Annotated in this window: 19 protein-coding genes; 15 read left to right on the forward strand and 4 right to left on the reverse strand. The window is 62.8% G+C overall.

Features of this window, described 5'->3' with window-relative positions:
- Nucleotides 1-2 precede the first annotated feature (2 nt).
- From QX071_RS28145 to QX071_RS28190, 10 genes are all read left to right on the forward strand, one after another.
- Nucleotides 3-917 (forward strand): branched-chain amino acid ABC transporter permease, encoded by a 915-nt coding sequence (locus tag QX071_RS28145; RefSeq protein ID WP_315705921.1) that lies wholly within the window; start codon nt 3-5, stop codon nt 915-917.
- Between the two features lie 3 nt (nt 918-920).
- Complete coding sequence (locus tag QX071_RS28150) at nt 921-1994, forward strand: branched-chain amino acid ABC transporter permease (protein WP_315705920.1); 1074 nt, start codon at nt 921-923, stop codon at nt 1992-1994.
- Nucleotides 1995-2027: 33 nt separating this feature from the next.
- Entirely contained in the window at nt 2028-3215 is a 1188-nt protein-coding gene (locus QX071_RS28155; RefSeq protein ID WP_315705919.1) for an ABC transporter substrate-binding protein, read from the forward strand.
- Nucleotides 3216-3306: 91 nt separating this feature from the next.
- Nucleotides 3307-4035, forward strand: coding sequence for a LamB/YcsF family protein (locus tag QX071_RS28160; protein WP_315705918.1), 729 nt, complete (start codon nt 3307-3309; stop codon nt 4033-4035).
- 32 nt (nt 4036-4067) lie between these two features.
- Nucleotides 4068-4310 (forward strand): acetyl-CoA carboxylase, encoded by a 243-nt coding sequence (locus QX071_RS28165; protein WP_315705917.1) that lies wholly within the window; start codon nt 4068-4070, stop codon nt 4308-4310.
- Between the two features lie 17 nt (nt 4311-4327).
- Nucleotides 4328-5755 (forward strand): acetyl-CoA carboxylase biotin carboxylase subunit, encoded by a 1428-nt coding sequence (locus QX071_RS28170; RefSeq protein WP_315705916.1) that lies wholly within the window; start codon nt 4328-4330, stop codon nt 5753-5755.
- A 5-nt stretch (nt 5756-5760) separates the two neighbouring features.
- Complete coding sequence (locus QX071_RS28175; protein ID WP_315705915.1) at nt 5761-6636, forward strand: allophanate hydrolase subunit 1; 876 nt, start codon at nt 5761-5763, stop codon at nt 6634-6636.
- On the forward strand, nt 6626-7603 hold the full coding sequence (locus QX071_RS28180) for a biotin-dependent carboxyltransferase family protein (protein ID WP_315705914.1): 978 nt from the start codon (nt 6626-6628) through the stop codon (nt 7601-7603). Before QX071_RS28175 ends, QX071_RS28180 begins: the two co-directional genes overlap by 11 nt.
- Before the next feature lie 149 nt (nt 7604-7752).
- Nucleotides 7753-8712: a helix-turn-helix domain-containing protein gene (locus tag QX071_RS28185; protein ID WP_315705913.1), complete on the forward strand. Its 960-nt coding sequence runs from the start codon at nt 7753-7755 to the stop codon at nt 8710-8712.
- 69 nt (nt 8713-8781) lie between these two features.
- On the forward strand, nt 8782-10161 hold the full coding sequence (locus QX071_RS28190) for an aspartate aminotransferase family protein (protein WP_315705912.1): 1380 nt from the start codon (nt 8782-8784) through the stop codon (nt 10159-10161).
- 111 nt (nt 10162-10272) lie between these two features.
- Here QX071_RS28190 and QX071_RS28195 read toward each other — a convergent pair whose 3' ends face one another.
- The 4 genes from QX071_RS28195 to QX071_RS28210 form a co-directional block, all read right to left on the reverse strand.
- Nucleotides 10273-10989 carry a hypothetical protein gene (locus QX071_RS28195; RefSeq protein WP_315705911.1) on the reverse strand — a complete coding sequence of 239 codons (717 nt, stop codon included), beginning with the start codon at nt 10987-10989 and terminating at the stop codon, nt 10273-10275.
- Entirely contained in the window at nt 10986-11699 is a 714-nt protein-coding gene (locus tag QX071_RS28200) for a hypothetical protein (RefSeq protein ID WP_315705910.1), read from the reverse strand. Before QX071_RS28200 ends, QX071_RS28195 begins: the two co-directional genes overlap by 4 nt.
- Nucleotides 11696-12841, reverse strand: coding sequence for a hypothetical protein (locus tag QX071_RS28205; RefSeq protein WP_315705909.1), 1146 nt, complete (start codon nt 12839-12841; stop codon nt 11696-11698). Before QX071_RS28205 ends, QX071_RS28200 begins: the two co-directional genes overlap by 4 nt.
- Nucleotides 12842-13328: 487 nt before the next feature.
- Nucleotides 13329-13856 carry a hypothetical protein gene (locus QX071_RS28210; RefSeq protein WP_315705908.1) on the reverse strand — a complete coding sequence of 176 codons (528 nt, stop codon included), beginning with the start codon at nt 13854-13856 and terminating at the stop codon, nt 13329-13331.
- 253 nt (nt 13857-14109) lie between these two features.
- Between QX071_RS28210 and QX071_RS28215 the strand changes: the two genes are divergently transcribed.
- From QX071_RS28215 to QX071_RS28235, 5 genes are all read left to right on the forward strand, one after another.
- Nucleotides 14110-16134, forward strand: a complete 2025-nt coding sequence (locus tag QX071_RS28215; RefSeq protein ID WP_315705907.1) for a hydantoinase/oxoprolinase family protein — start codon at nt 14110-14112, stop codon at nt 16132-16134.
- Nucleotides 16135-16138: 4 nt separating this feature from the next.
- Nucleotides 16139-18100 carry a hydantoinase B/oxoprolinase family protein gene (locus tag QX071_RS28220; RefSeq protein WP_315705906.1) on the forward strand — a complete coding sequence of 654 codons (1962 nt, stop codon included), beginning with the start codon at nt 16139-16141 and terminating at the stop codon, nt 18098-18100.
- A 155-nt stretch (nt 18101-18255) separates the two neighbouring features.
- Nucleotides 18256-19755, forward strand: a complete 1500-nt coding sequence (locus QX071_RS28225; RefSeq protein WP_315705905.1) for a bacterial transcriptional activator domain-containing protein — start codon at nt 18256-18258, stop codon at nt 19753-19755.
- A gap of 192 nt (nt 19756-19947) precedes the next feature.
- Nucleotides 19948-21201: a cytochrome P450 gene (locus QX071_RS28230; RefSeq protein WP_315705904.1), complete on the forward strand. Its 1254-nt coding sequence runs from the start codon at nt 19948-19950 to the stop codon at nt 21199-21201.
- A 66-nt stretch (nt 21202-21267) separates the two neighbouring features.
- Nucleotides 21268-22347 (forward strand): PEP/pyruvate-binding domain-containing protein, encoded by a 1080-nt coding sequence (locus QX071_RS28235; RefSeq protein ID WP_315705903.1) that lies wholly within the window; start codon nt 21268-21270, stop codon nt 22345-22347.
- Nucleotides 22348-22391 lie beyond the last annotated feature (44 nt).

Raw genomic sequence — 22391 nt, forward strand, 5'->3', positions numbered from 1 at the left:
GCATGACGGAGCTGCTGCAGATCGTGTTCGATGCGCTGAGCCTCGGCAGCCTCTACGCGCTCGGCGCGCTGGGGATCGCGCTCATCTTCGGCGTGATGCGGCTGGTCAACTTCGCTCATGGCGATTTCATCGCTTCTTGCGTGTTCGCAATGCTGTGGCCATCGACCAGTGCAGCCGCTATCGTGTTTGCCGGTAACCTGCCCTTTTATCTGCTGGTGCCGCTGCTCCTCATCATCGGCGCCGGCTTGTCGGTATTGTCGGAAGTGATCGTATTCCGTCGCTTCCGCAACGCCAATCCGGCCACCATGATGATCGCGTCCTTCGCGCTCGGCTTCGCCATCCGCAACTTCCTGCTGATGCTGTATTCCAGCCGCCCGAAGTCGATCACGCTGTGGCCGACGCTCGGCCTGCCGGTCGAGGTGCTGGGTGCCCGCATTCCGATGCTTCAGGTGGTCACGATCGTCGTCACGCTGACCGTTCTCGCCGCCTTGACGCTGTTCCTGAAGCGAACGCGCTATGGCCTCGAAATGCGCGCCGCAGCCGAGAACTTCACCATGGCCCGGATGCTCGGTGTCCGCGCCAACGCGGTCATCCTGTTCGCCTTCGCCATCAGCGGCATGCTTGCGGCTGCGATCGGGCTGATCCTGGCGACCAATTCCGGGACGGCCGATATCAATATGGGCGCCAATGTCATGCTGATCGCCTTCATCGCCACCGTCATCGGCGGTCTGGGCAGCGTGCCGGGCGCGGTCGCTGCCGGCTTCCTGATCGGCGCGGCCAGCGTCGTGTTCCAGGCCACGCTGCCGCACGACGCCCGCGTCTTCCGCGACGCCTTCGTCTATGGCGCGGTCATCGTGGTTCTGCTGGTGCGCCCGCAAGGGCTGTTCGCACCGAAATCCGCCAAGCAGAGGGTCTGAGCCATGTCACAGCGGCCTTCAGTCCTATGGCGGACCATCGCGACGCCGGTCATCCTCGCCGTGCTGCTGCTCGTGATTGCGGCTCTCAGCTATCAGTTCGGCAGCCGCGCCTTCAACCGCACCATCGTCGAGATGTTCATCAACATCATGGTGGTCGTCGGCCTCTATGTCTTCATCGGCAATTCCGGCCTTTTGTCGTTCGGCCATATCAGCTTCATGTGCCTCGGCGCCTATATGACGGCGTGGCTGACCATCCCGCCGGTGATGAAATCGATCACGCTCAAGGGCCTGCCGACATGGCTGCTGCACGCCAAGCTATCGATGTGGCTGGCGACCCCGATCTCCGGCCTGTTCGTGGCGCTGTTCGCCCTGGTCGTCGGGCGCGTCATCATGCGGCTATCGGGAATCGCCGCATCGATTGCCACCTTCGGCCTGCTCGGCGTCGTCAACAACGTCTATTCGAACTGGGACTCGGTCACCGGCGGGCAAGGCTCGATCGTCGGCATCCCGCCGACCATGAACGTCTGGAACGGCTGGCTCGGCGCCACCGTCGCCATCGCGATCGCGTATCTGTTTGCGATCTCCCGCTCGGGCCTGGCCCTGCGCGCCACCCGCGATGAAGCCGTCGCCGCCAGTGCTTCGGGGATCGACATCGTCCGGGAACGGCTGATCGCCTTCGTCGTCAGCGCCTTCATCATCGGCCTTGCGGGGGCGCTCTACGCGCACTTCCTCAGCATCGTCAATCCCGGCGCGTTCTATCTGCGCACCACCTTCATCACCCTGTCGATGCTTGTCGTCGGCGGCATGTACAGCCTCAGCGGCGCCGTGATCGGCGTCGTCGCGATGTCCACATTGATCGAGTTGTTCCGCAACCTCGAAAAGGGCGTCAACCTGGGCGGGCTGACGGTTGCCCTCCCCAATGGCGTTCAGGAGGTCGCGATCGGCGTCATCACCATCGTCATCCTGATGTATCTGCCGACCGGCCTGACCCGCAATCGCGAATTGTCCTGGAGTGGATGGCGGCGGCGGCAAGTGGTGCCGCGCCCGGTCCAGCCCGCGCTTGAAGAGTCTAACTGATACTTTGGTCGAGACAACGGAGGAGAGTTACTGATGCGTTTGACGAAGTTGGCGGGGGGGCTCGCCGTGCTGGTGGCGTTGTGGTGTGCACCGTCCCAGGCAGCAGACGAGATTGTCGTCGGTTTTGCCACCGCGGCATCCGGCTTCATGCAGGCCTACGATAAGCCGGCCCAGGATGCAGCGATGATCCGCATCGAGGAGATCAACAAGGCCGGCGGGCTGCTCGGCAAGAAGATCAAGGCGGTCTTCGCCGACACCAAGACCGACCAGGCCGAAGGCGCCAAAGCGGGCCTGGCCGTGCTCGACCAGGGTGCGGACCTCGTCATCGTCTCCTGCGACTATGATTTCGGTGCGCCAGCCGCCTTGCAGGCGCAGGCCGCCAACAAGGTCTCGTTCTTCCTGTGCGCCGAATCGATCAAGGCCGGAATCCCCGGCGTCGGCCCCTACTCCTTCTCGGCGTCCGTGCTGGCGGCCGTGCAGGGCGCAACCATGGCCGAATGGGCGTACAAGAAGAAGAACGCCCGCAGCTTCTACCGGCTGCTCGACAGCTGGACCGTCTACAACAAGGGCATCTGCGACGGCTTCGACTGGATGATGCCGCATCTCAAGGACGCCACGCTCGCCGGCAGCGATACCTTCAAGAATGACGACGCCTCGATCGCCTCGCAGATCACCCGCATCAAGAGCCTGCCCAAGGAACCGGACGCCATCATGCTGTGCACGATGATGCCGGGCGCAGTTTCCGCGGTGAAACAGATCCGGGCCGCCGGCATCAAGTCGATGATCCTCAACGGATCGAGCATGGATGGCAGCTATTGGCTGAATGCCGTCCCGGACCTCTCGAACTTCTATGTGCCGGTGCAGGGCTCGATCTACGGCGACGATCCCAATCCGAAGGTCGGCGAGTTCAACAAGAAATACAAGGAAGTGACGGGCGGCGATCCGTCGAGCCAGTATGTCTATCCGGGCTACGTCCTGATCGACGTCTGGGCCAAGGCGGTCGAGCGGGCCAAGACGACCGACGCCGAAGCCGTGGTCGCCGAGCTCGAGAAGATGAACAACGAGCCGACCCTGTTCGGACCGCGCACCTTCAGCAAGGAGCTGCACCACCAGAACCAGGGCCGGTATCTGATCGTCGATACCGAGCAGGGCAAGCCGAAGGTGATCGACGAGTGGACGATCTCGGAAAAGATTCCGGTCGACTATCTCGTGTCGAAATAGACCCTTGAAAGGCGCCGCAGCTCCTACGTAGTCTGCGGCGCCCCTCACTCTGATGATCTAAAGAGCGCAGACGCCGGGAGAACGACGGGAAATGGTCACCATCAATTGCGACATGGGCGAGGCTTTCAGTATTTACAAACTCGGCGATGACGACAGCCTCATGCCCCTGATCGACGTTGCCAACGTCGCCTGCGGGTTCCACGGCTCCGACTTCAACCACATGCGCAGGACCGTGCGTCTGGCCAAGAAATACGGCGTCAAGGTCGGGGCGCATCCCTCGCTGCCCGATCTGCAGGGGTTTGGACGGCGCGAGATGAAGCTCGGCCGCGAGGAGATGACCAATTGCATCCTCTATCAGGTCGGCGCGCTCAAGGCCTTCCTGGATGCGGAGGGCATGGCCCTCAATCACATCAAGCCGCACGGTTCGCTCTATGGCATGGCTTCGCGGATGGAAGAGATCGCAGATGCGGTCTGCGATGTGGCCGACGTCTACAAGGTGCCGCTGTTCGGGATGAAAGGCACGCTGCACGAGACGGTCTACCCGCGTCGCGGCCACAGCTTTGTCGCCGAATATTACGCCGATCTCGATTACAATCAGGACGGCTCGCTGATCGTGACCCGCGAGCACGACGCCAAGGACCCGACCGAGGCGGCCTCGCGCTGCCTGCGCGCCATCACCGACGGCCAGACGAAAACGGTGGCCGGAAACGACGTCGCCGTGGGATCCGACTCCATTTGCGTCCATTCTGACACGCCGAACGCGGTCGCGATCACCAAGGCCGTGCGCGAGGCCCTCCGCTCCTATTTGCCGGCGCGCTAATCCGATCGACCCGCGACAATCACGAGGACACCATGGCTATCCAGCAGATCTTTTCTCCCCTGCCCGGCATTTTCTACCGCAAGCCCGCGCCCGACCAGCCGGCCTACAAGAGCGACGGCGACGCCATCACCGACAACGACACGATCGGCCTGATCGAGGTCATGAAGTCGTTCAACGAGGTCAAGGCCGGCATCACGGGCAAGCTCGTGCGATTCCTCGCCGAGAATGAAGACGCCGTGATGGCCGGTCAGCCGATCGCCGAGGTCGAGGTTTGAGGGCGCCCGATCGATCCATGACCATCCAAAAACTTCTGATCGCCAATCGCGGCGAGATCGCCGTGCGCATCATCCGCGCTGCGCGCGAGCTCGGCATCGCCACCGTGCAGGTCTACAGCAAGGCGGACAAGGAGTCGCTTGCGGTCCGGCTCGCCGACGAGAGCGTCGAGATCGGGCCGGCGCAGGCGTCGAAATCCTATCTCAGGCGTGATGCGATCCTGGCCGCAGCCAACGAGACCTCCGCCGACGCGATCCATCCCGGCTACGGCTTCCTTGCCGAGAACGCCGAATTCGCGGCGGCAGTGGAGGAAGCCGGGCTGGTCTTCGTCGGACCGACGGCGCAATCGATCCGCCTGATGGGCGACAAGGTCGCCGCACGCGCGGCGGCTGCCGCAGCTGATGTGCCCACAGTGCCCGGCAGCCGCGGCCGGCTGGAGTCGGCGGAAGAGGCGTTCGCCCTGGTGGAGACGACGGGCTTCCCGGTGGTGATCAAGGCGGCGGCCGGTGGTGGCGGTCGCGGCATTCGCATCGCGCGCTCGGCCGAGGAATTTCATCATCTGATGCCGCAGGCACAAGCGGAGGCGCTCGCCGCCTTCGGCGACGGCGGCCTTTACGTCGAGAAGCTGATCGAAGGCGCGCGGCACATCGAGGTGCAGGTGCTCGGCGACGGGCACGACGTCATCCATTGCTACGAGCGCGAATGTTCGCTGCAGCGGCGCCGGCAGAAGGTCTGGGAGGAAGCGCCCTCGCCATCGCTGCCGTCCGCCGTTCGGGAGCAGCTGTGCGCCTCCGCCGTTGCGCTCGCCAAGGCGGTGCATTACCGCGGCGCCGGCACGCTGGAATATCTCTATGACAGCAGCAGCGGCGCGTTCTATTTCCTGGAGATGAACACCCGTATTCAGGTCGAGCATCCCGTCACCGAGATGGTCACCGGCATCGACCTCGTGCGCGAGATGATCCGGATCGCGGGCGGCGAGCGCCTGCGCATCAGCCAGGATCAGGTGCGCCTGCACGGTCATTCGATCGAAGTCCGGATCAATGCCGAAGACCCCGCAAAGGGCTTCATGCCCAACCCGGGCACCGTGACTGCCCTCGACGTCCCCGGCGGCAACGGCGTCCGTTTCGATAGCATGCTCTATCCCGGCTATACGGTGCCGCCGTTCTACGACAGCCTGCTCGGCAAGCTGATCGTGCATGATGAGGACAGGGCCGCTGCGATCCGGCGACTCGCGCGTGCGCTGACCGAGTTGAACATCGAAGGCCTGGTGACGACCAAGTCTCTCCATCAGGCGCTCGCACAGGATTCCGAGGTGCAGGCGGCGCGGTTTCATACCGCCTGGCTAGAGCCATGGCTGGAAGCCAATGCCGCGCGGCTCGTCGCACCTGCCGCGCCAGCTCGTGCCGTCATCTCAGAACCCTCCCCGTCCGCAACAGGAGGCCAGTGATCCCGATGCAAACCAGATTTTCCTTCGGCGGCGATGAGCACATCTTCGCCGAGGTCGACGAAGCGATGTCGCTTGAGGCATTCTTCAAGAGCCTCTTCATCACCAACGCCGTGCGCGACGCCAAGATCAAGGGCGTGACCGAGATCTGCCCGGCCAACGCGTCCTATCAGGTGAAGTTCGATCCCGACGTGATCAAGCCGGACGATCTGCTCGCCGAGCTGAAACGGATGGATGCGGCGGCCGACAAGTCCGAGCCCGTGATCGCGACACGGATCATCGAGATTCCCGTGCTCTACAACGATCCCTGGACGCATGAGACCCTGATGCGCTTCCGCGAACGCCATCAGGACCCGGCCAGCACCGATCTCGAATATTCCGCACGCATCAACAATCTCGACGGCGTCGATGCCTTCATCGAGGCGCATTCCAGCGCGCCCTGGTTTGTCTCGATGGTCGGCTTCGTTGCCGGCCTGCCGTTCCTGTACCAGATGGTCGAACGCCAGCGGCAGATCCAGGCCCCGAAATATCTGCGCCCGCGCACCGACACCCCGAAGCTGACGATCGGGCACGGCGGCTGTTTCAGCTGCATCTATTCGGTGCGCGGCGCCGGCGGCTACCAGATGTACGGCGTCACGCCGATGCCGATCTACGATCCCAACCAGACCATCAGCTATCTCAAGGACTTCATGTGCCTGTTCAAGCCCGGTGACATCGTGAAGTGGAAGCCGATCGATCGCGCCGCCTATGATGCGGCGGTCGCCGATGTCGACGCCGGCCGCTTCGCTCCCGTGGTCCGCGACGTCTCGTTCTCGCTCGCCGAATTCAACCGCGACATCGACGGCTACAATCGCAAGCTGGAGGGCATTCTCCATGGCCATTAAGGTGTTGAAGCCGGGTCTGGCGACCACTGTGCAAGACCTCGGACGTCCGGGCTATTATCACATCGGCATCCCGCTCTCGGGCGGCATGGACCGGCACGCGCTCGTGGCCGCAAATTTGCTGGTCGGCAATCCCGAAGGCGCTGCGGTGCTCGAGGCCGTCTTCATGGGGCCGGAGCTGGAATTCACCGACGACGCCATGGTCGCCGTGACCGGGGCCGAGCTGCCGCCGAAACTGGACGGCCAGCCGCAGCAGACCTGGTCATCCTTCAAGGTGAAGGCCGGCCAGAAGCTGTCGTTCGACTTCCTGAAGAAAGGCGCGCGGGCTTATATCGCGGTGGCCGGCGGCATCGACGTGCCGGTGGTGCTCGGCTCGCGCTCGACCTATGCGCTCGGCGCGCTCGGCGGCTTCAAGGGTCGCAAGCTGGAGGCCGGCGACGAGCTGCCGGTCGGTGTGGCGACAGCCGTTGCGGAAGGACGCACCGTCCCCGCCTCCCTGCGTGGCCTGCCCCCGGGCATGCCGACCGAGCTGCGCGTGATGCCCGGCCTCTACTGGCACCGCATCACCGAGGCCGCAGGCATCGGCTTCTTCGATGATACTTGGAAGGTCGCACCGGAGGCCGATCGGATCGGCTACCGTTTCAGGGGCGGCAAGCCGCTCGAATTCGTGCCGCGCGAGCCGCCCTTCGGGGCCGGCTCGGATCCCTCCAACATCACCGATGCCTGTTATCCCTATGGTTCGATCCAGGTGCCCGGCGGCACCGAACCGATCGTGCTGCATCGAGACGCGGTGTCGGGTGGCGGCTACTTCATGGTCGGCACCGTGATCTCCGCCGACATGGATCTGATCGGCCAGTTGCAGCCGAACACGCCGGTGAAGTTCGTCAAGGTGGACATGGAGACGGCGCTGTCGGCCCGCAAAGACAAAGCCGAACTGCTGGCTGGGCTCCGCTCCTCGCTCGCGGCCTAATCGCCGGAACTGGAGTCCCCCTTCTGCCTCCGCACGGGACAGCTGGCTCAAGAGGCTGACGACAAGACCCCGGCCCGATCGTCGCATGTCGAGCGATCGGGCACGGCAATTGCTGCGTAGAATTGCGTCCCATCCTCGGAGTGCGTGATATGCAGGCCAGTTACGCGACCGCCGACATCCCCCGCCACAGCCGCCGACAGTTCTGGCAGGACGTCGTATCCAGGATCTATTTTCCGCTGGATCTGTCCTTCCCGGGACGTCGCGACTTTCAGGGCAGCCTGGCGGCGTGGTCGCTGGGCCCGGTGTCCGTCTCCCGCAATGTCTCGGATGGCCTGCTCTACAAGCGCCATGCGCACCATCTCCTCGCCGAACGCGAAGAGAGCTACCTGATCACGGTACCCGACCATGGCGAGATCCGCTTCGCGCAGGACGGCAAGGACGTCCGCTGCGGACCCGGAGCGTTCCTGATCGAGCGGAGCCACTCGCCATATGAGTTCAGTCATCGCGATCCCGCCGCGCTCTGGGTGCTGAAGATTCCGGGCGCCGCGCTGCGCGCGCGCATCGGCTGCCCGGAACGTCTTGCCACCCGGCAGATCGATGCCGCACGCGGCGCCGGCGCCCTCTTCGTCGATACGCTCCGCCTGACCGGCGCACGGATCGAGGAGATCGACGAGCCCACGCGCGCGCTGACCGGCAGACATCTGATCGACCTCCTGGTGATGGCGGTCGAATCCGATCGGAGCGAGCTCGTCGGCCAGTCCTCCTCGGTGCGCAACGCGCACCTGCATCGCTGCGAACATTTCATCCGGACCCATCTCGACGACATGCGGCTCGTCCCCCAGGTGGTGGCCGATCGATGCGGTATCTCGCTGCGATATTTGCACCAGATCTTCGAGGCCGAGGGCATCACCGTGTGCAGCTACATCCGCAACCAGAGGCTCGCGATGTGCGACGCCATGCTGCGCGATCCGGCGTGCCGGAAGAGCCTGGCTGAAATTGCCTATCATTGGGGGTATGGCGACCAGGCGCAGTTCAGTCGCCATTATCGCAGTCGTTTCGGTCGCACGCCGAGCGAAGCGCGCGCCGCATACCGCGCCTGCGATTCCTGAAAATCGCTATCGCCACCGTCTGGATCGCGATAAAGCTTACGCTTCCGTCCTCAGAAAGCCACCTTGTCCATGCGAACGAATTCCCTGCAGAGCAAAGATATCGCCCACCAGATCCATCCCGCGACCAATATGAGGCGGCATGAGCGCGTCGGTCCGATCGTGATCAGCCGCGGCTCCGGCATCTATGTCTATGACGACGAGGGGCGCGAATATATCGAAGGCCTCGCGGGCCTGTGGAGCGTGGGGCTCGGTTTCGGCGAGAAGCGGCTGGTCGAGGCGGCGACGCGGCAGATGGCCAAGCTGCCCTATTACCACATCTTCACCCACAAGTCCCACGAGCCCTCGACGCTGCTGGCCGAGAAACTCGTCTCCATGGCCCCTCCCGGACTGAAGCATGTCTTCTTCACCAATTCCGGCGGGGAAGCCAATGACAGCGCGATCAAGTTCGTCTGGTACTACAACAACGCGCTCGGCCGCACCGAGAAGAAGAAGTTCATCGCCCGCCAGGGCGCCTATCACGGCATCACGATCGGCGCCGGCAGCCTGACCGGGCTGCAGGCCAACCAGCGCGGCTTCGACCTGCCCCTGCCCTTCGCCAAGCACGTGACGTGCCCGCATTACTACCGCTTCGGGCTGCCCGGCGAGAGCGAGGAAGCGTTCACCGAGCGGCTCGCGACCGAGCTCGAAGAGCTGATCCTCAGCGAGGGACCGGACACGGTGGCCGCCTTCATCGGCGAACCGCTGATGGGCGCCGGTGGCGTGATCGTGCCGCCCGTGAACTACTGGCAGCGCGTCCAGGAAGTCTGCCGCAAATACGACGTGCTCGTCATCGCCGACGAGGTGATCAATGGGTTCGGTCGTCTTGGCACCACGTTCGGCTGCGACACTTTCGGCATCAAGCCGGACATCCTGGTCTGCTCCAAGCAGCTGACCTCGTCCTACCAGCCGCTTGCCGCCGTGCTCATCAGCGACGCCATGTATCAGGCGATGGCCGATCAATCGGACCGGCTCGGCACCTTCGGCCACGGCTATACCACGAGCGCGCATCCGGTCGCGACCGCGGTTGCGCTGGAGAACCTCGCGATCATCGAGGAGCGCGGGTTGGTCGCGCATGCTGCCGAGGTCGGCGCTTACTTGCGCGAAAAGCTGGCGCGCTTTGCCGATCATCCGCTGGTCGGCGAAGTCCGTGGCCGCGGCCTGATCGCGGCGGTCGAATTGGTCGCCGACAAGGCGACCAAGGCCAAGTTCGAGCCGGTCGGCAAGGTCGGCATGAAGTTCTTCGACCGCGCCCATGATCACGGCCTGATCATCCGCAACGTCGGCGACAGCGTCGCGATGTGCCCGCCGATGATCATCACCACGGCGCAGGTCGACGAAATGTTGAAGCGTTTCGCCGCCACGCTCGACGATGTCACGGCGTGGGTCAATGCGGGGATGCCGGAGGGCTGAGCGGGCACGCCTCCACTGTTCAAGGCCACACAATCGCCGCGACCGATTTCTCAAAGTTGGCATGGCCGGGCATAGTCCCGGCCATCCACATCTTTTTCCTGCGCAACGACTTTACGTTCCGGAAAACCAAACACAATTTGATACTGCGCCATCGAAATCAAACGGCAACTTGCTCAGCGGCGAGACGCGCTTCGGGGCGCCGTTTACGGCTATTGTCTGAGTCGCAGCTATACCCTTATCCAATATCTGCTCAAAATAGCATCTCTGGTACGTCGGGCGTGTCGGGTCGGAGACCTCGAAGTTCCATCCAGTGACCACAGTGCCTGCTCCAAACGTGGCACCGTTGAAGATCGTATACCGCGTAAACGGGAGTTCGTTGCTTCCACTCGTCGTATCCAATTGAAGCTGCTCTCTAGATGGTTGCGGAACGTTTATCTTGAGATCACCGACCACTCGGACCGTCGACGACGGATCAAGCTTGACTATCGATCCTTCCATGAGCTTGACACGTTGATCCTTGGCAAGCGTGAGTTCTGCGTCAGGCGACAACGTCATTGTGCCGGAAACAATCGTGCGTATCTGTGCACGCCTGAACGCGTCAGAAATTGCATTTGCAGCGATGTCGGCAGCGGGTACCGGAGATATGGTGGTGCTATATCCCCAAAAGGCGATCACCAACCCGGTGCCCATCATCACAAAGGCGATCAACCATCCGACGCATTGAAGCGCAAATGACTTGGCCCGTACGATCCGTGCGCTGATAGCAAGCCTTGAGTTCAGTATGGCCGCGAATGTACCGAGATCATCGTGGTGATTCTGATCGGTCATAGGGCATCCTTGCGGAACCAAACGCATTTGGCGAACGCGGCAGCCAAGGCAAACTTGGCCGGCACATTTTTCTCGTTTTCGCTTTGCTCGTCTTTGCCTAGCTCAATTCGCAAGGATACATCCGGGTTGTCACCGCTTTCCGTGTAATAGCAATACTGCGTCGTCGGAAATTTCTGCGCACTGGTTAGAAATACCCAACCGGTCTGTACCGAGCCTTTGTCAAATGGAACGCTCTTGAAGACCGTGAAGTTCGTGATCGTCGGGGTAGTCGTTCTGGCTCGGGGCGTCACCGTCAGAGGAACCGATACTGTCGGCGCTTGAACCCTCATCTCCCCATCAGCGAATATTTTCGTCGCCGGATCAAGTCGAATGCGAGAGCTTTCATCTAAAATGACAGTTTGATCTCTAGCCAGCCTAATTTCGCTCGGTTGGATCTCGATGGTACCTATGGCGCTCCCTCTCACCTGAATATCCGCAAGCGCCTTGCTTATAGCCGCGGCCATGACCGACAAATTCTCTTCACTCCGCGTGACGCTTGAATAGCCATACAGCCCCAATCCGATCGTCGTCTCGAGACCGAGAGCAATGAATCCAACTCCGATGGCACGCCAAAATCCACTTCGTCCCAGGATATAAAACTCCTCTGCGCCGATGCGACTTTTTATCGCCGCGGACAACTCTTCGTTCAGGCTGGTTCGAGGGAGCTTCATGCCAGTTGGGAGCTTTTCATAGCCGATTTGACTGCTTCTCGGGCCTCAGAGCGAATTGCTGCGACGAGTGGTCCGAAAAGATAGGCCGCAGCCTCATCCGAGATCATCCCCTCTGACGTGGATGTTGGCTTGATCCGCCGAACGGCTGTCATGGCGATGAGGGTCGACGAAAAGGCCGCAGCAATTGAGGGGATTACGATAAGGTACAGCTCAAGTGTCTTGACGTCCGCTTCGGTTATATCAGCAGGCGCCTTGCGGAACAGCATTGCGGCGTAAGCATGCAGTTGCGATTGTTGGACTGATCCGCGACTGTCTTTCTCCGCCTCTTCGATCTCCTTATCTATCGGCCCAGTGTCCAAAGTGGGCGACGCGCGTTGAGTTTCGGCGGCTTTTAGAGCCGCTTCGAGGTCCACGAGTTTCACCTTTAAAGAAGCTATCTCGGCTTGTAGAGGTTTAAGCACAGGATTCTCCGGGCAAACCGAGCGCGTTTCAGGCGGCCCCCCGGGTGTAGAAGCTGGGCGAGTTACGACGACACAGGGCGGTCTAGGCTGAGCGTTCAGCTGCAGATTCAAATTTTGCCTGTCGCGCTCGGCTGCGTCCCTCTCATTTCGTCGCTCCCGAACCAGTTCGTCAGCCGCCTTAACTCGAAGAAGTATTTCTTGCTTCCTCTGCTGTAGCCCAACAAGAATAGTGCTCTTCTTGCTCGTATCTTCGAGACGAGGATTGAAGGTCGAATTACCGATAAGGATTAGAGAGACAGATGTGACTGCAACCGCACAGAGCACGCCAACCAATGCAGCGAGCTTGATGTTCCAGGAGGTCTGGGTTCGTACAGCGACGGCAAGCGGCACTCGCGCCAACTCCACCATGGCCATGGCAATGGGGAACAGCATCGCTTGAATCATTTTGAAGAGGGACGTGTCTGGAAGTTGCGCAACCGTGGCAGCATTGTTCGTGAGAATGAGTCCGATGATGACAAACTCGACAGCGAACGCCAGCACGATCTGCTTCGTATTGATGGAGTACCCGCGGGCTTGGTCGCGCTCTAGGCGCGCGCGCTGCCGCGGCGTAAGCGGATCAGATTCAATCTGATCGCGGCTGGCACGGGTCTCCGCTGCAATACTCATTCCGGAATAGTTCATCTCCCGGAGCCCCCGACCTATACGCCCCTTATGGTTGCATACTGCTTTGAAACGCAACCTTTTGCCAGCAAAATATCCGCGGCTCCCGGCCTTGCTCAACGAGCGGCAGCATCGTACCGAGACGATTGAATTGGCCTATCAGGAAGTCCCTCAGCGCAAGCTGTTGCCGGCTCGGCACCATGTTTGGCTTCGCCCACGCGGTCGACGTCGGCGCCTTAGTGCGGGAAAAGCTGGCGCGCTTCGCGACGCTGAAAAAAGCGATACGCAAGGTTTTGGGACGCAGTCGGATGAGCGATCTCCGCCTGCCATCCTTCGAGGTCGCCGCCCCCCCGGCACCACTCAATTTATTCGCGGCAACCTTGACCCCTCCTGTGAGGGAGCGCGACAAAGCCGCGTCCCGAAACAAGGATACCGCACGATCCTTCCTAAAATCGTCACTATGCTAACCGGCAAGGCCAGCTAGGATCACGCCTGCTTGTCGGGCAAATCACTTGAGCGATTTCGCATGGTTTCGCAGCGCGTTCCCCCGGGAAGACGCTGACAATCGCCCGCGCGTAAAAACTCGTTTCACCAGACTTTTCAAGCTCAAACGGCAAGGCTCCCCCCGCCGACGAAATTTTTCTATTTCGTTTTTCCAGAAATCGTGTATGACTATGTCCATCCCGCCTCGATGAGAAGGGGCGTACGCGCGGTCGTCACGATGCGCGAGGCGGGTTGCGGTGGCCGTGTCGGGTTGCAGCGTGATTTGCTCGCGCCGACGAACAACATCGATGCGGACGTGAAGTCGTGCGGTCCTGGCCTCCCGGTGCTGAGGCCTGCGCAATGCGCTGACAGCGCATTGTCGCAACGCGATGAAGCTTTGCTTCACGTGGACGGGGGCAATCGAGCCGGTCCCCGGGGAGACCACGTATAAGCGTAAAACCATCGCGCAGGGAATGCCGGATTGTTTCGGCTGACCTGTGGTGACTGCCGCCTGCTTTCTTTGTTGCAGGCGGGCCATGGGTGCGGCCAGCATCCGGCATTCCCTGCGCCCTTTCGATCTTTCGAAGGGCCTCTCCAAACGCACAACTCGGGCATCAACGCCGCGGGAACGTGATCTCATGTCCGATGCTGTCCGCGATGTGAGCCTGAATCTGCGGAGAGCCGTGACTCGTCATTTCGGCAATCGATTGCGCTCTGACGCAAAACATCCTGCACTCAGCGTCAAGCGCGGCCGCCACCGCATGTCCATAATCTTTACGATCCCGCGTTCGAAGGAACCTCGCATCGTGCAGACTCTCCGCGTGGCCGTCGATGTCGGCGGCACCTTTACCGACATCTGTATCATGGACGAGGCGACCGGCCTCATCCGGGTCGAGAAGACGGCGTCGACGCAAGATCCCATCGACGGGATCATGGGCGGCGTCTCCAAGGCCGGCATCGACCTTGCCGAGGTCGCGCTGTTCTCGCACGGCACGACCGTTGCGACCAACGCCCTGATCACCCGCCGCCTGCCCCGCACCGCCGTGGTCAGCACCAAGGGCTTTCGCGACGTCATCGAGATCCGTCGCGCCAACAAGGAAGATCTCTGGGACACCTACAAGGACGTGGTCAGGCCCTACGTGCCGCGCCGCGACCGGTTGACCGTTCCCGAGCGTGTCGACGCCGCCGGCCGCGTGATCGAGCCGCTCGATATCGAAGCCGCGCGCGAGGTCGCCCGCATCCTCAAGCGCCGCGGCGTCGCCGCGGTCGCGGTCTGCTTCATGAACGCCTATCTCAACGGCGAGAATGAGCGCGCCATGCGCGACATCCTGCTGGAAGCAATGCCCGAGATTCCGGTCTCGATCTCCTCGCAGGTGCTACCCGAGATCTTCGAGCACGAGCGTTTCTCAACCACAGTCGCCAACGCCGTGGTGAGCCCGGTGGTCGTCGATTACACCAGCCGGCTCGGCGAGCGCCTGGCGAACGAGGGCTATACCCGCGACCTCCTGCTGCTCCACACCGGCGGCGGCGTGATGACGCCGGCAAGCGTCAAGGATTTTGCCGCACGGCTTGCGGGCTCTGGAATTGCCGCCGGCGCCATCGCCAGCCGCACCATCGCCAGCCTGTGCGGCTATCCGAACTCGATCGGGCTCGACATGGGCGGCACCTCGACCGACGTCTCGCTGGCCTATGAGGGCCAGTCGCGCATCACCAAGGACTGGTACGTCGAATTCGGCTATCCGATCCGCTTCGCTTCCATCGAGGTGCTGACCATCGGCGCCGGCGGCGGCTCTCTCGCCTGGACCGATCCCGCGGGCTCGCTGCGCAATGGGCCGCAATCGGCCGGCGCCTATCCGGGTCCGGCCTGCTACGGCAACGGCAATGCGCAGCCGACCAATACGGACGCCAATGTCACGCTCGGTCGCCTCGGCACCAGCCTTGCCGGCGGCAAGGTGACTCTCGACCCTGCCCTCGCCCGCCAATCCGTCGAAGACGGCGTCGCCAAGCCGTTCGGACTCGGCCTGCACGAGGCCGCAGACGCCATCCTCAAGGTCGCCAACGCCAACATGTCGGATGCCGTCCGGCTGATCTCGATCAGCCGCGGCTATGATCCGCGCGATTTTGCCCTGGTCGCCTTCGGCGGCGCCGGCGCGCTGCATGGGGTCGATGTCGCCCGCGAGCTCGCGATTCCCGTCGTGATCGTGCCGCCCAATCCGGGCGTGACCTCCGCGCTCGGCTGTCTCCTGGTCGACATGCAGCACGACTTCTCGCAGAGTTGCATGGTCGACGCAGCGGAAGCCGATCCCGCCGATATCGAAGCGCAGTTTGCCGCGATCGAAAAAGAAGCCCTGGATCGGCTGGCCCATGAGGGCGTCGCTCCCGAGAACATCGTCCTGCAGCGTTCCATCGACATGATGTATCGCGGCCAGTGGCGCTCGCTCGCGGTGAACGCGCCACGTCCGATCGGCGCGATCGCCGATCTCGTCGCCAGCTTCCACGCCGAGCACCAGCGCGAATACAATTTCCGCCGCGACAGCGCGCCGGTGAGCTTCTTCCGCCTCAACCTGAAGGCGGTCGGCATCGTGCCCAAAGCGGAGTTCGCCGTCCATGAGCCGACCGGCGTAACGCCGGAGCCGGTGGCTCGGCGTCCTGTCTGGTTCGACGGCGAGGCCCATGACACTCCGGTGTTCCAGCGCGGAAGCCTGCCATGCGGCTTCACCTTCCGCGGCCCTGCCATCGTCGAGCAGATCGACGCGACCACCGTGGTGCCGCCCGGCGCCAAGGCGGAGGTGGACAAATATCTGAACATCATCATCAGCGTGAAGGAGTGAGGCGATGACGCAAGATCTCGCGCTCGATCCCGTGACCTTCGAGGTTCTGAAGAACTCCTTCATCACCAGCGTCGACCAAATGGGCGAGCAGGTCTTGAGGACCTGCTATTCCTTCGTCATCTATAACCACGACTTCTCCAGCGCGCTGCACGATGCCAAGGGCGAATGCGCCGCACAGGGCAACCAGGATATCGCGGTTCACGTCGGCACCCTGCACTTCACCTGCCAGGAGGTGATCCGTCACTTCGAGGGCGACATGCACGAAGGCGACGTCTTCGCCATCAACGATCCCTATGCCGGAGGCACGCACTTCTCCGATGTGCGCCTGATCCGGCCGATCTTCGCCGACGGCAGGATCATCGCCTTCAGCCAGTCCAACGGGCACTGGTCGGATGTCGGCGGCAGCGTGCCCGGCTCGTTCGACGTCGCCGCACGCGAGATGTTCCGCGAAGGCCTGCGCATCACGCCGGTGCGCCTGTTCGACCGCGGTCGCTTCTGCAAGGATGTCGCCCACCTGATCGCGTCGAACACGCGCGATCCGGCCTCGATCATCGGCGACATCCAGTCGCAGGCGCAGGCGACCCAGGTCTGCGAGCGCGAGATCCTGCGCCTGGTCAACAAATACGGCCGCGACACTGTGGAGACTGGGCTCGCTGCGGTGCAGGACTATGTCGAGCGCTCGGCGCGGCAGCGCATCGCCGCCCTGCCCGACGGCGAATGGGAGACGGTCGACTTCATCGACCGCGATCCGGCCGGCGGCGAAGGCATGATCCCGATCCGGATCAAGATGACGATCAAGGGCGACAAGGCGATCTACGATTTCACCGGCAGCCATCCAACGATCGGCTCGATCTACAATTCGGCCTTCGGCGCCACCTTCTCCGCCGTCGCGGCCGGCATGAAAACGTTCTTCCCCGACCTGCCGCTCAATTCCGGCTTCTACCGCTGCTTCGAGATCATCGCGCCGGAAGGCTCGATCGTCGACGCCAAATGGCCGATCGCGGTCACCGGCTTCCTGATGCCGTTCGAGAAGATCATGAACTCGATCTACGAGATGTGGTCGAAGCTGATGCCGGAGCGCGCGCTCGCCTGCGCCTTCAATCTCGAATATCTGCTCACCGGCGGGCTCGACGCGCGCAGTCCGGACAAGCCGATCTTCATGTTCTACGATTGGCTGCCCGGCGGCTGGGGCGGCCGCAACGGCAAGGACGGCAGCAACGTCACCACCGCCTGCTTCGGCACCGGATTGATGTCGCAGCCGGTCGAAGGCCAGGAGCGCGCCAACCCGATCCTGACCACGGCATGCGAGATCCTCACCGACTCCCCTGGACCCGGCAAATGGCGCGGCGGCGCCGGCGTGGTGAAGACCTCGCGCATGCTCGAGGCCGAAAAGACTGTCATCTCCTACATCTGCGACCGCGAACGCGCGGTGGTGTGGGGCATCGAGGGCGGCTTGCCCTCCATGCCGCATGGCCTGACCCTGCAGCGTGCCGGCGCTGATGCTGAGGAACGGTTGGGCTCGATCTTTTCCGACGTGCCGCTCGGCGAAGGCGACGTGTTCTCTCGCCCCACGGCGGGCGGCGGCGGCTTCGGCGATCCGCTCGCACGCGACCCGAACCTCGTGCTCGAAGACATCAAGGACGATTATGTCTCGGTCGATCGCGCCGCCAAGGATTACGGCGTGGTGGTCCAGACCGTGGACGCGGAGCTTTGCGACTACGTGGTCGATCTATCCGCGACAGAAGCGCTGCGCGCCAAGGTCAAGGCCGAGCGCATCCACAATGCGAGGCTCGATCCGGAGATCGTCGCCGAGCGTTATCGAAATGGCGAGATCGACGCATTCGACGCGGTCCGCCAGCACGCCGTCATCCTCGACTGGGGCAGCGGGGCCCTGCTTCCGGAATCGACCCGTCAGTTCCGCGAGATGTTCGAGCGACGATCGGTCGCGATGTGGAACGACAATTAGCGCAGCTCGCGGCTTCCGAGCCGATGAATAGCCGAGCGAACTGCTTCGAGCCTTGTGAGGAAAGCTTGGGAAACAAAGGCTTGCATCGCGTTGACAGCCGCTTTTAGACTGCTTCAGTCTGCCGATCCCAATGAGGTTGTCGCGGCTGAATACCCATGGCTGAAAACCGATCCGTCAACCTCGCGCTATTTGCAACGCAGCAAAAGCGGCTTTTTGCGGACTTCTTCAAACTTTACCAGACGGTTGCACAACCCTGCCGCCTGTTCGCAATCGCGGCCGACGCGAATGCGATTGCACGCGTCGAGAAGCTCGCAAGACACGTCAAAAAGATCGGTCTCGTCGAAGGCAAGAGCTTCAACGAGATGGCGCTGCTGCAGGTGCCGATCTCGTTTCGCGACGTCGGGGCGCGGATCGAGAAGTGGATGTCGCCAACCCGCAATCAAGGCCCTGCGCTGCTCGTCGTCGACATGAGCTGGGGCCTGGAGACCAACTCGGCGACGGCGAATTTCGAGGGCTGGCCGGCGCTGGCCGAGGCACTCGCGCGGCAGTCCGAACTCTCGATCGCCTCGCTCTACAATCGCCGTGTGCTGATCGACGAGCAATTGCTGGTGGCGCTGCGCGGCCACCCGCAAATCCTGACCAGCGGCGGGCTGGTGGACAATCCGCATTGGCTTCCCTCGCGGCTGCAGACGCGCGGCGCGTTGCGCGAGCAGGTCGACTTCTGGCTCGGCGCGATCGCGCCGGAATTGCGGATCGACACCTCGGCCGCGGCGCTGCATGCGGCCGAGGGCGCCGATCCCATGTGGTTGTTGCGCCGGTCGGCGGAAGAAACCGGGACCATTCATCTCGACAGCCGCGACCGCTGGAAGATTAGATGCTTCGGGCGCTTGCGGATCTATCGCAACGACGGCAGCCAGGTGAACTGGGATCCGCCCGGCGGCGCCACCCGCAAGACCAAGACGCTATTCGCGTATCTGCTGCAGAAGGGCGGCCACGGCGCCGGCACCGACGAACTGGCCGATCTGCTCTGGCCCGATGCCGAGGACATCGAGGCCGCGCGCAACCGTCTCTATCACACCGTCCGCTACCTGCGGCTGGCGCTCGGCCAGCCCAGCGGACGCGAGGACGGCCGCAACTACATCCGCCGCGAGGGCTCGCGCTATGTGCTGGTGCCGCCGGAGCGCAGCTGGCTCGACATCTCGACCTTCGAACAATTGTGCCGCCAGTCGCAGGGCCATATCAAGGCCGGCGCCAGCGACGAGGCGCTGATCTGCCTGCAGGCGGCAGATCGTCTCTACACCGGAGACCTGTTCGAGGATATTCCGGTCGAGTATGCCGACGACGGCGAACGCGACTGGTGCTGGAGCAAACGCTACTGGCTGCGCGACATGTTCTTCAAGGTCCAGCGCGACGCCGCGCGCATTTATCTCGAACGCAACGACTATTCTGCCGCGCTTGCGCATTGCCAAAAAGCGCTCGCGATCGATCCGCTGTGCGAAATGGCGCATGCCGAGGCCATGCAGGTGTTCAAGGCGCAGGGGCGACGCGAGGCGATCGACCGCCAGTTCAAGCTCTATCTCGACTCGCTCAAGCATTTCGACGACCGGCCGAAGAGCGCCTCGCTTCAGGAGCTGCACCGCAAGCTCACGGCTTGAGCAGCCCATTCGCTGCGTCGAAAGGCCGCTCGCTGTCCCGAGTTCGCAAGCTGGAAAAGACGCCGTGCGCCCGCACATTGACGATTTATCCAAATTTGCCATAGAGTTACCGACTAAAGAAAACCCAAAGGCCGCCGCTTAGAGTGTGCCCATAACAACGTCGCCATCGCGGGCGGCGAATGGGAGGATGATATGCCCGGTTCGGCTGCTCAGCTGGCGCGATGCCCCTTTGGCGACGCCGCAAAGGATTTCGATCCCTTCGAAATGCGCGATCCGTTCCCGTTCTACGAATGGGCGCGGGCCGAGGCGCCGGTATTCTTCTCCGACGAGCTGAACTATTTCGTGGTCGCGCGCCACGCCGACATCAAGGCCGTGTTCGACGACTGGCGGACTTTCTCCTCGGAGAACGCGCAGGCGCCGCTGCGTCCGATGTGCGAGGAAGGCAAGCGCATCATGCGTGAGGGCGGCTTCACGGCCTATTCCGGCCTGTCGGCCCGTGTGCCGCCCGATCACACCCGCATTCGCAAGCTGGTTCAGGGCTGCTTCGGGCCGCGCCGGTTCAGGGCGATCGAGCCGGAGATCAAGGCCATCGTCAACCAAGCCATCGATGCCTTCGCAGATCGCGGCCATGCCGACTTCTTCCGCGAATTCGCCTACGACGTGCCGGCACTGGTCCTATTCAAGCTGGTCGGCATTCCCAACATGGACGTGCCGCGCGTGAAGTCCTGGGCCGTCAGCCGCGCGCTGCTGACCTGGGGCGACCTGAGCGACGAGGAGCAGGTCGGCCACGCGCGCAACATGGTCGAGTATTGGAATTACTGCCGCGAGTTGGTGCGCCTGCGCCATGACGACCCGAGCGACGATTTGCCGGGCGATCTGGTTCGGCTTCAGAACGAAGGTGCCGAGATCAGCGACGAGGAGATCGCCGGCGTCCTCTACAGCGCGCTGTTCGCCGGACACGAGACCACGACGACGCTGATGGCCAATGGCATGCGGGAGTTGCTGCAGCGGCGCGAAAACTGGGAAGCCATCATCGCGGAACCGCAGCTCATTCCGAACGCGGTCGAGGAATCCCTGCGCTTCAGCCCATCGATCGTAGCCTGGCGCCGGCGCGCCCTGAAGGACACCCAGATCGGTGGCGTCCCGGTGCCGAAGGACTCCAACATCCTCTTGCTGATCGGCTCTGCCAATCGTGACGAGGCTGTGTTCAGCGATCCCACCCGCTTCAATGTCCGGCGCTCCGATGCGAGAAGCCATCTGGCGTTCGGCTACGGCATTCACACCTGTGTCGGCCAGCAGCTGGCACGCATCGAATTTGCGATCGCCCTGGGTGAACTGACCCGCAGGCTCCCCGGCCTCCGCCTCGCAGCGGACCAGAAGATCGATTTCGTTCACAACATCTCGTTTCGCGTGCCGACGGCCCTGCGTATCGAATGGGACGTCTGACCGCGCGCGGTCGAAAGCAACAACAAGTCCGGAGTCGATCCGGATCACAAGGTGGGGAACAAACGCATGTGCGCCAACGCAGCCGCATCCTTCATCGTGCCGTTCGAAGCCGCACGCGAGGACGACTTCCCGCGCATCGGCGGCAAATGCGCAAGCCTGGCACGTATGATCGCGCAAGGCGTCCGCGTACCGCCGGGATTTGCGGTTGCGACCGAAGCCTACGCCCTGCATCTTCGAGGCAACGGCCTCGAGGCAACGATCCGCGAGCGCCTGTCGCGGATCGTGCTCGACGATGTCGATGACGAAGAGACACTGTCGCACGAGATCCGCGACGCAATCCTGGCGCAGCCGATGCCGGGCGTGGTCGAGCAGTCGATCCGCGAGGCCTATCGTCGCCTGTCGCCCGATGGCCAGCTGCCGGTCGCGGTACGCTCGTCCGCAACGGCGGAAGACCTGCCCGACGCCAGCTTTGCCGGCCAGCAGGACACCTATCTCTGGGTGGTCGGCGAGGACGCCGTGGTCGAGAAGGTCAAGGCGTGCTGGGCCAGCCTCTTCAATGCCCGCGCCATTTCCTACCGCGCCGAGAACGGGCTCGGCCAGATCGACGTGTTGATGTCGGTCGGCGTCCAGAAGATGGTCAATGCCAGCGCCGCGGGCGTTGCGATGACGCTCGATCCGATCAATGGCGACCGCACCAAGATCGTGATCGATTCCGCCTTCGGGCTCGGTGAGCCGGTGGTCTCAGGAGAAATCACACCCGACAATTTCGTGGTCGAGAAGGTGCTTCTGCAGGTGACCAAGCAGCGGATCGCTGAGAAGGATTTCGAGCTCGTGGCTGATCGCGCAGAGCGCCGAACCGTCGAGCGCGTGATTGCGCCGGAGCGCCGCACCCTGCCCTCCCTGAGCAATGCGCAGGTCCTCGCCGTGGCCAAGCTCGCCAAGTCACTGGAGCGCAGCATGGGCTGCCCACAGGATGTGGAATGGGCGATCGATGCAGATCTCCCCGATGACGAGAACCTCGTCGCGCTGCAGAGCCGGCCGGAAACCGTCTGGAGCCAGAAGAAGAAGCAGTCGACCGCCATCTACGAAACCGGAATCGCGGGCGTGCTGGGGACGCTGCTGGCCCCGGTTCAAGCCAAGCGGTGATCGTCACCAAGCAAGCAAACAACAAACAGAGAAAACACCAAGCA

This window comes from Bradyrhizobium sp. SZCCHNS1022 (genome assembly GCF_032484835.1).
GTDB lineage: Bacteria > Pseudomonadota > Alphaproteobacteria > Rhizobiales > Xanthobacteraceae > Bradyrhizobium.

What these genes read in the sequence shown, in the direction of transcription:
- QX071_RS28145 (WP_315705921.1), top strand. Translation starts at nt 3, where the DNA reads ATGACGGAGCTGCTGCAGATCGTGTTCGATGCGCTGAGCCTCGGCAGC.
- QX071_RS28150 (WP_315705920.1), top strand. Translation starts at nt 921, where the DNA reads ATGTCACAGCGGCCTTCAGTCCTATGGCGGACCATCGCGACGCCGGTC.
- QX071_RS28155 (WP_315705919.1), top strand. Translation starts at nt 2,028, where the DNA reads ATGCGTTTGACGAAGTTGGCGGGGGGGCTCGCCGTGCTGGTGGCGTTG.
- QX071_RS28160 (WP_315705918.1), top strand. Translation starts at nt 3,307, where the DNA reads ATGGTCACCATCAATTGCGACATGGGCGAGGCTTTCAGTATTTACAAA.
- QX071_RS28165 (WP_315705917.1), top strand. Translation starts at nt 4,068, where the DNA reads ATGGCTATCCAGCAGATCTTTTCTCCCCTGCCCGGCATTTTCTACCGC.
- QX071_RS28170 (WP_315705916.1), top strand. Translation starts at nt 4,328, where the DNA reads ATGACCATCCAAAAACTTCTGATCGCCAATCGCGGCGAGATCGCCGTG.
- QX071_RS28175 (WP_315705915.1), top strand. Translation starts at nt 5,761, where the DNA reads ATGCAAACCAGATTTTCCTTCGGCGGCGATGAGCACATCTTCGCCGAG.
- QX071_RS28180 (WP_315705914.1), top strand. Translation starts at nt 6,626, where the DNA reads ATGGCCATTAAGGTGTTGAAGCCGGGTCTGGCGACCACTGTGCAAGAC.
- QX071_RS28185 (WP_315705913.1), top strand. Translation starts at nt 7,753, where the DNA reads ATGCAGGCCAGTTACGCGACCGCCGACATCCCCCGCCACAGCCGCCGA.
- QX071_RS28190 (WP_315705912.1), top strand. Translation starts at nt 8,782, where the DNA reads ATGCGAACGAATTCCCTGCAGAGCAAAGATATCGCCCACCAGATCCAT.
- QX071_RS28195 (WP_315705911.1), bottom strand. Translation starts at nt 10,989, where the DNA reads ATGACCGATCAGAATCACCACGATGATCTCGGTACATTCGCGGCCATA.
- QX071_RS28200 (WP_315705910.1), bottom strand. Translation starts at nt 11,699, where the DNA reads ATGAAGCTCCCTCGAACCAGCCTGAACGAAGAGTTGTCCGCGGCGATA.
- QX071_RS28205 (WP_315705909.1), bottom strand. Translation starts at nt 12,841, where the DNA reads ATGAACTATTCCGGAATGAGTATTGCAGCGGAGACCCGTGCCAGCCGC.
- QX071_RS28210 (WP_315705908.1), bottom strand. Translation starts at nt 13,856, where the DNA reads ATGCTGGCCGCACCCATGGCCCGCCTGCAACAAAGAAAGCAGGCGGCA.
- QX071_RS28220 (WP_315705906.1), top strand. Translation starts at nt 16,139, where the DNA reads ATGACGCAAGATCTCGCGCTCGATCCCGTGACCTTCGAGGTTCTGAAG.
- QX071_RS28225 (WP_315705905.1), top strand. Translation starts at nt 18,256, where the DNA reads ATGGCTGAAAACCGATCCGTCAACCTCGCGCTATTTGCAACGCAGCAA.
- QX071_RS28230 (WP_315705904.1), top strand. Translation starts at nt 19,948, where the DNA reads ATGCCCGGTTCGGCTGCTCAGCTGGCGCGATGCCCCTTTGGCGACGCC.
- QX071_RS28235 (WP_315705903.1), top strand. Translation starts at nt 21,268, where the DNA reads ATGTGCGCCAACGCAGCCGCATCCTTCATCGTGCCGTTCGAAGCCGCA.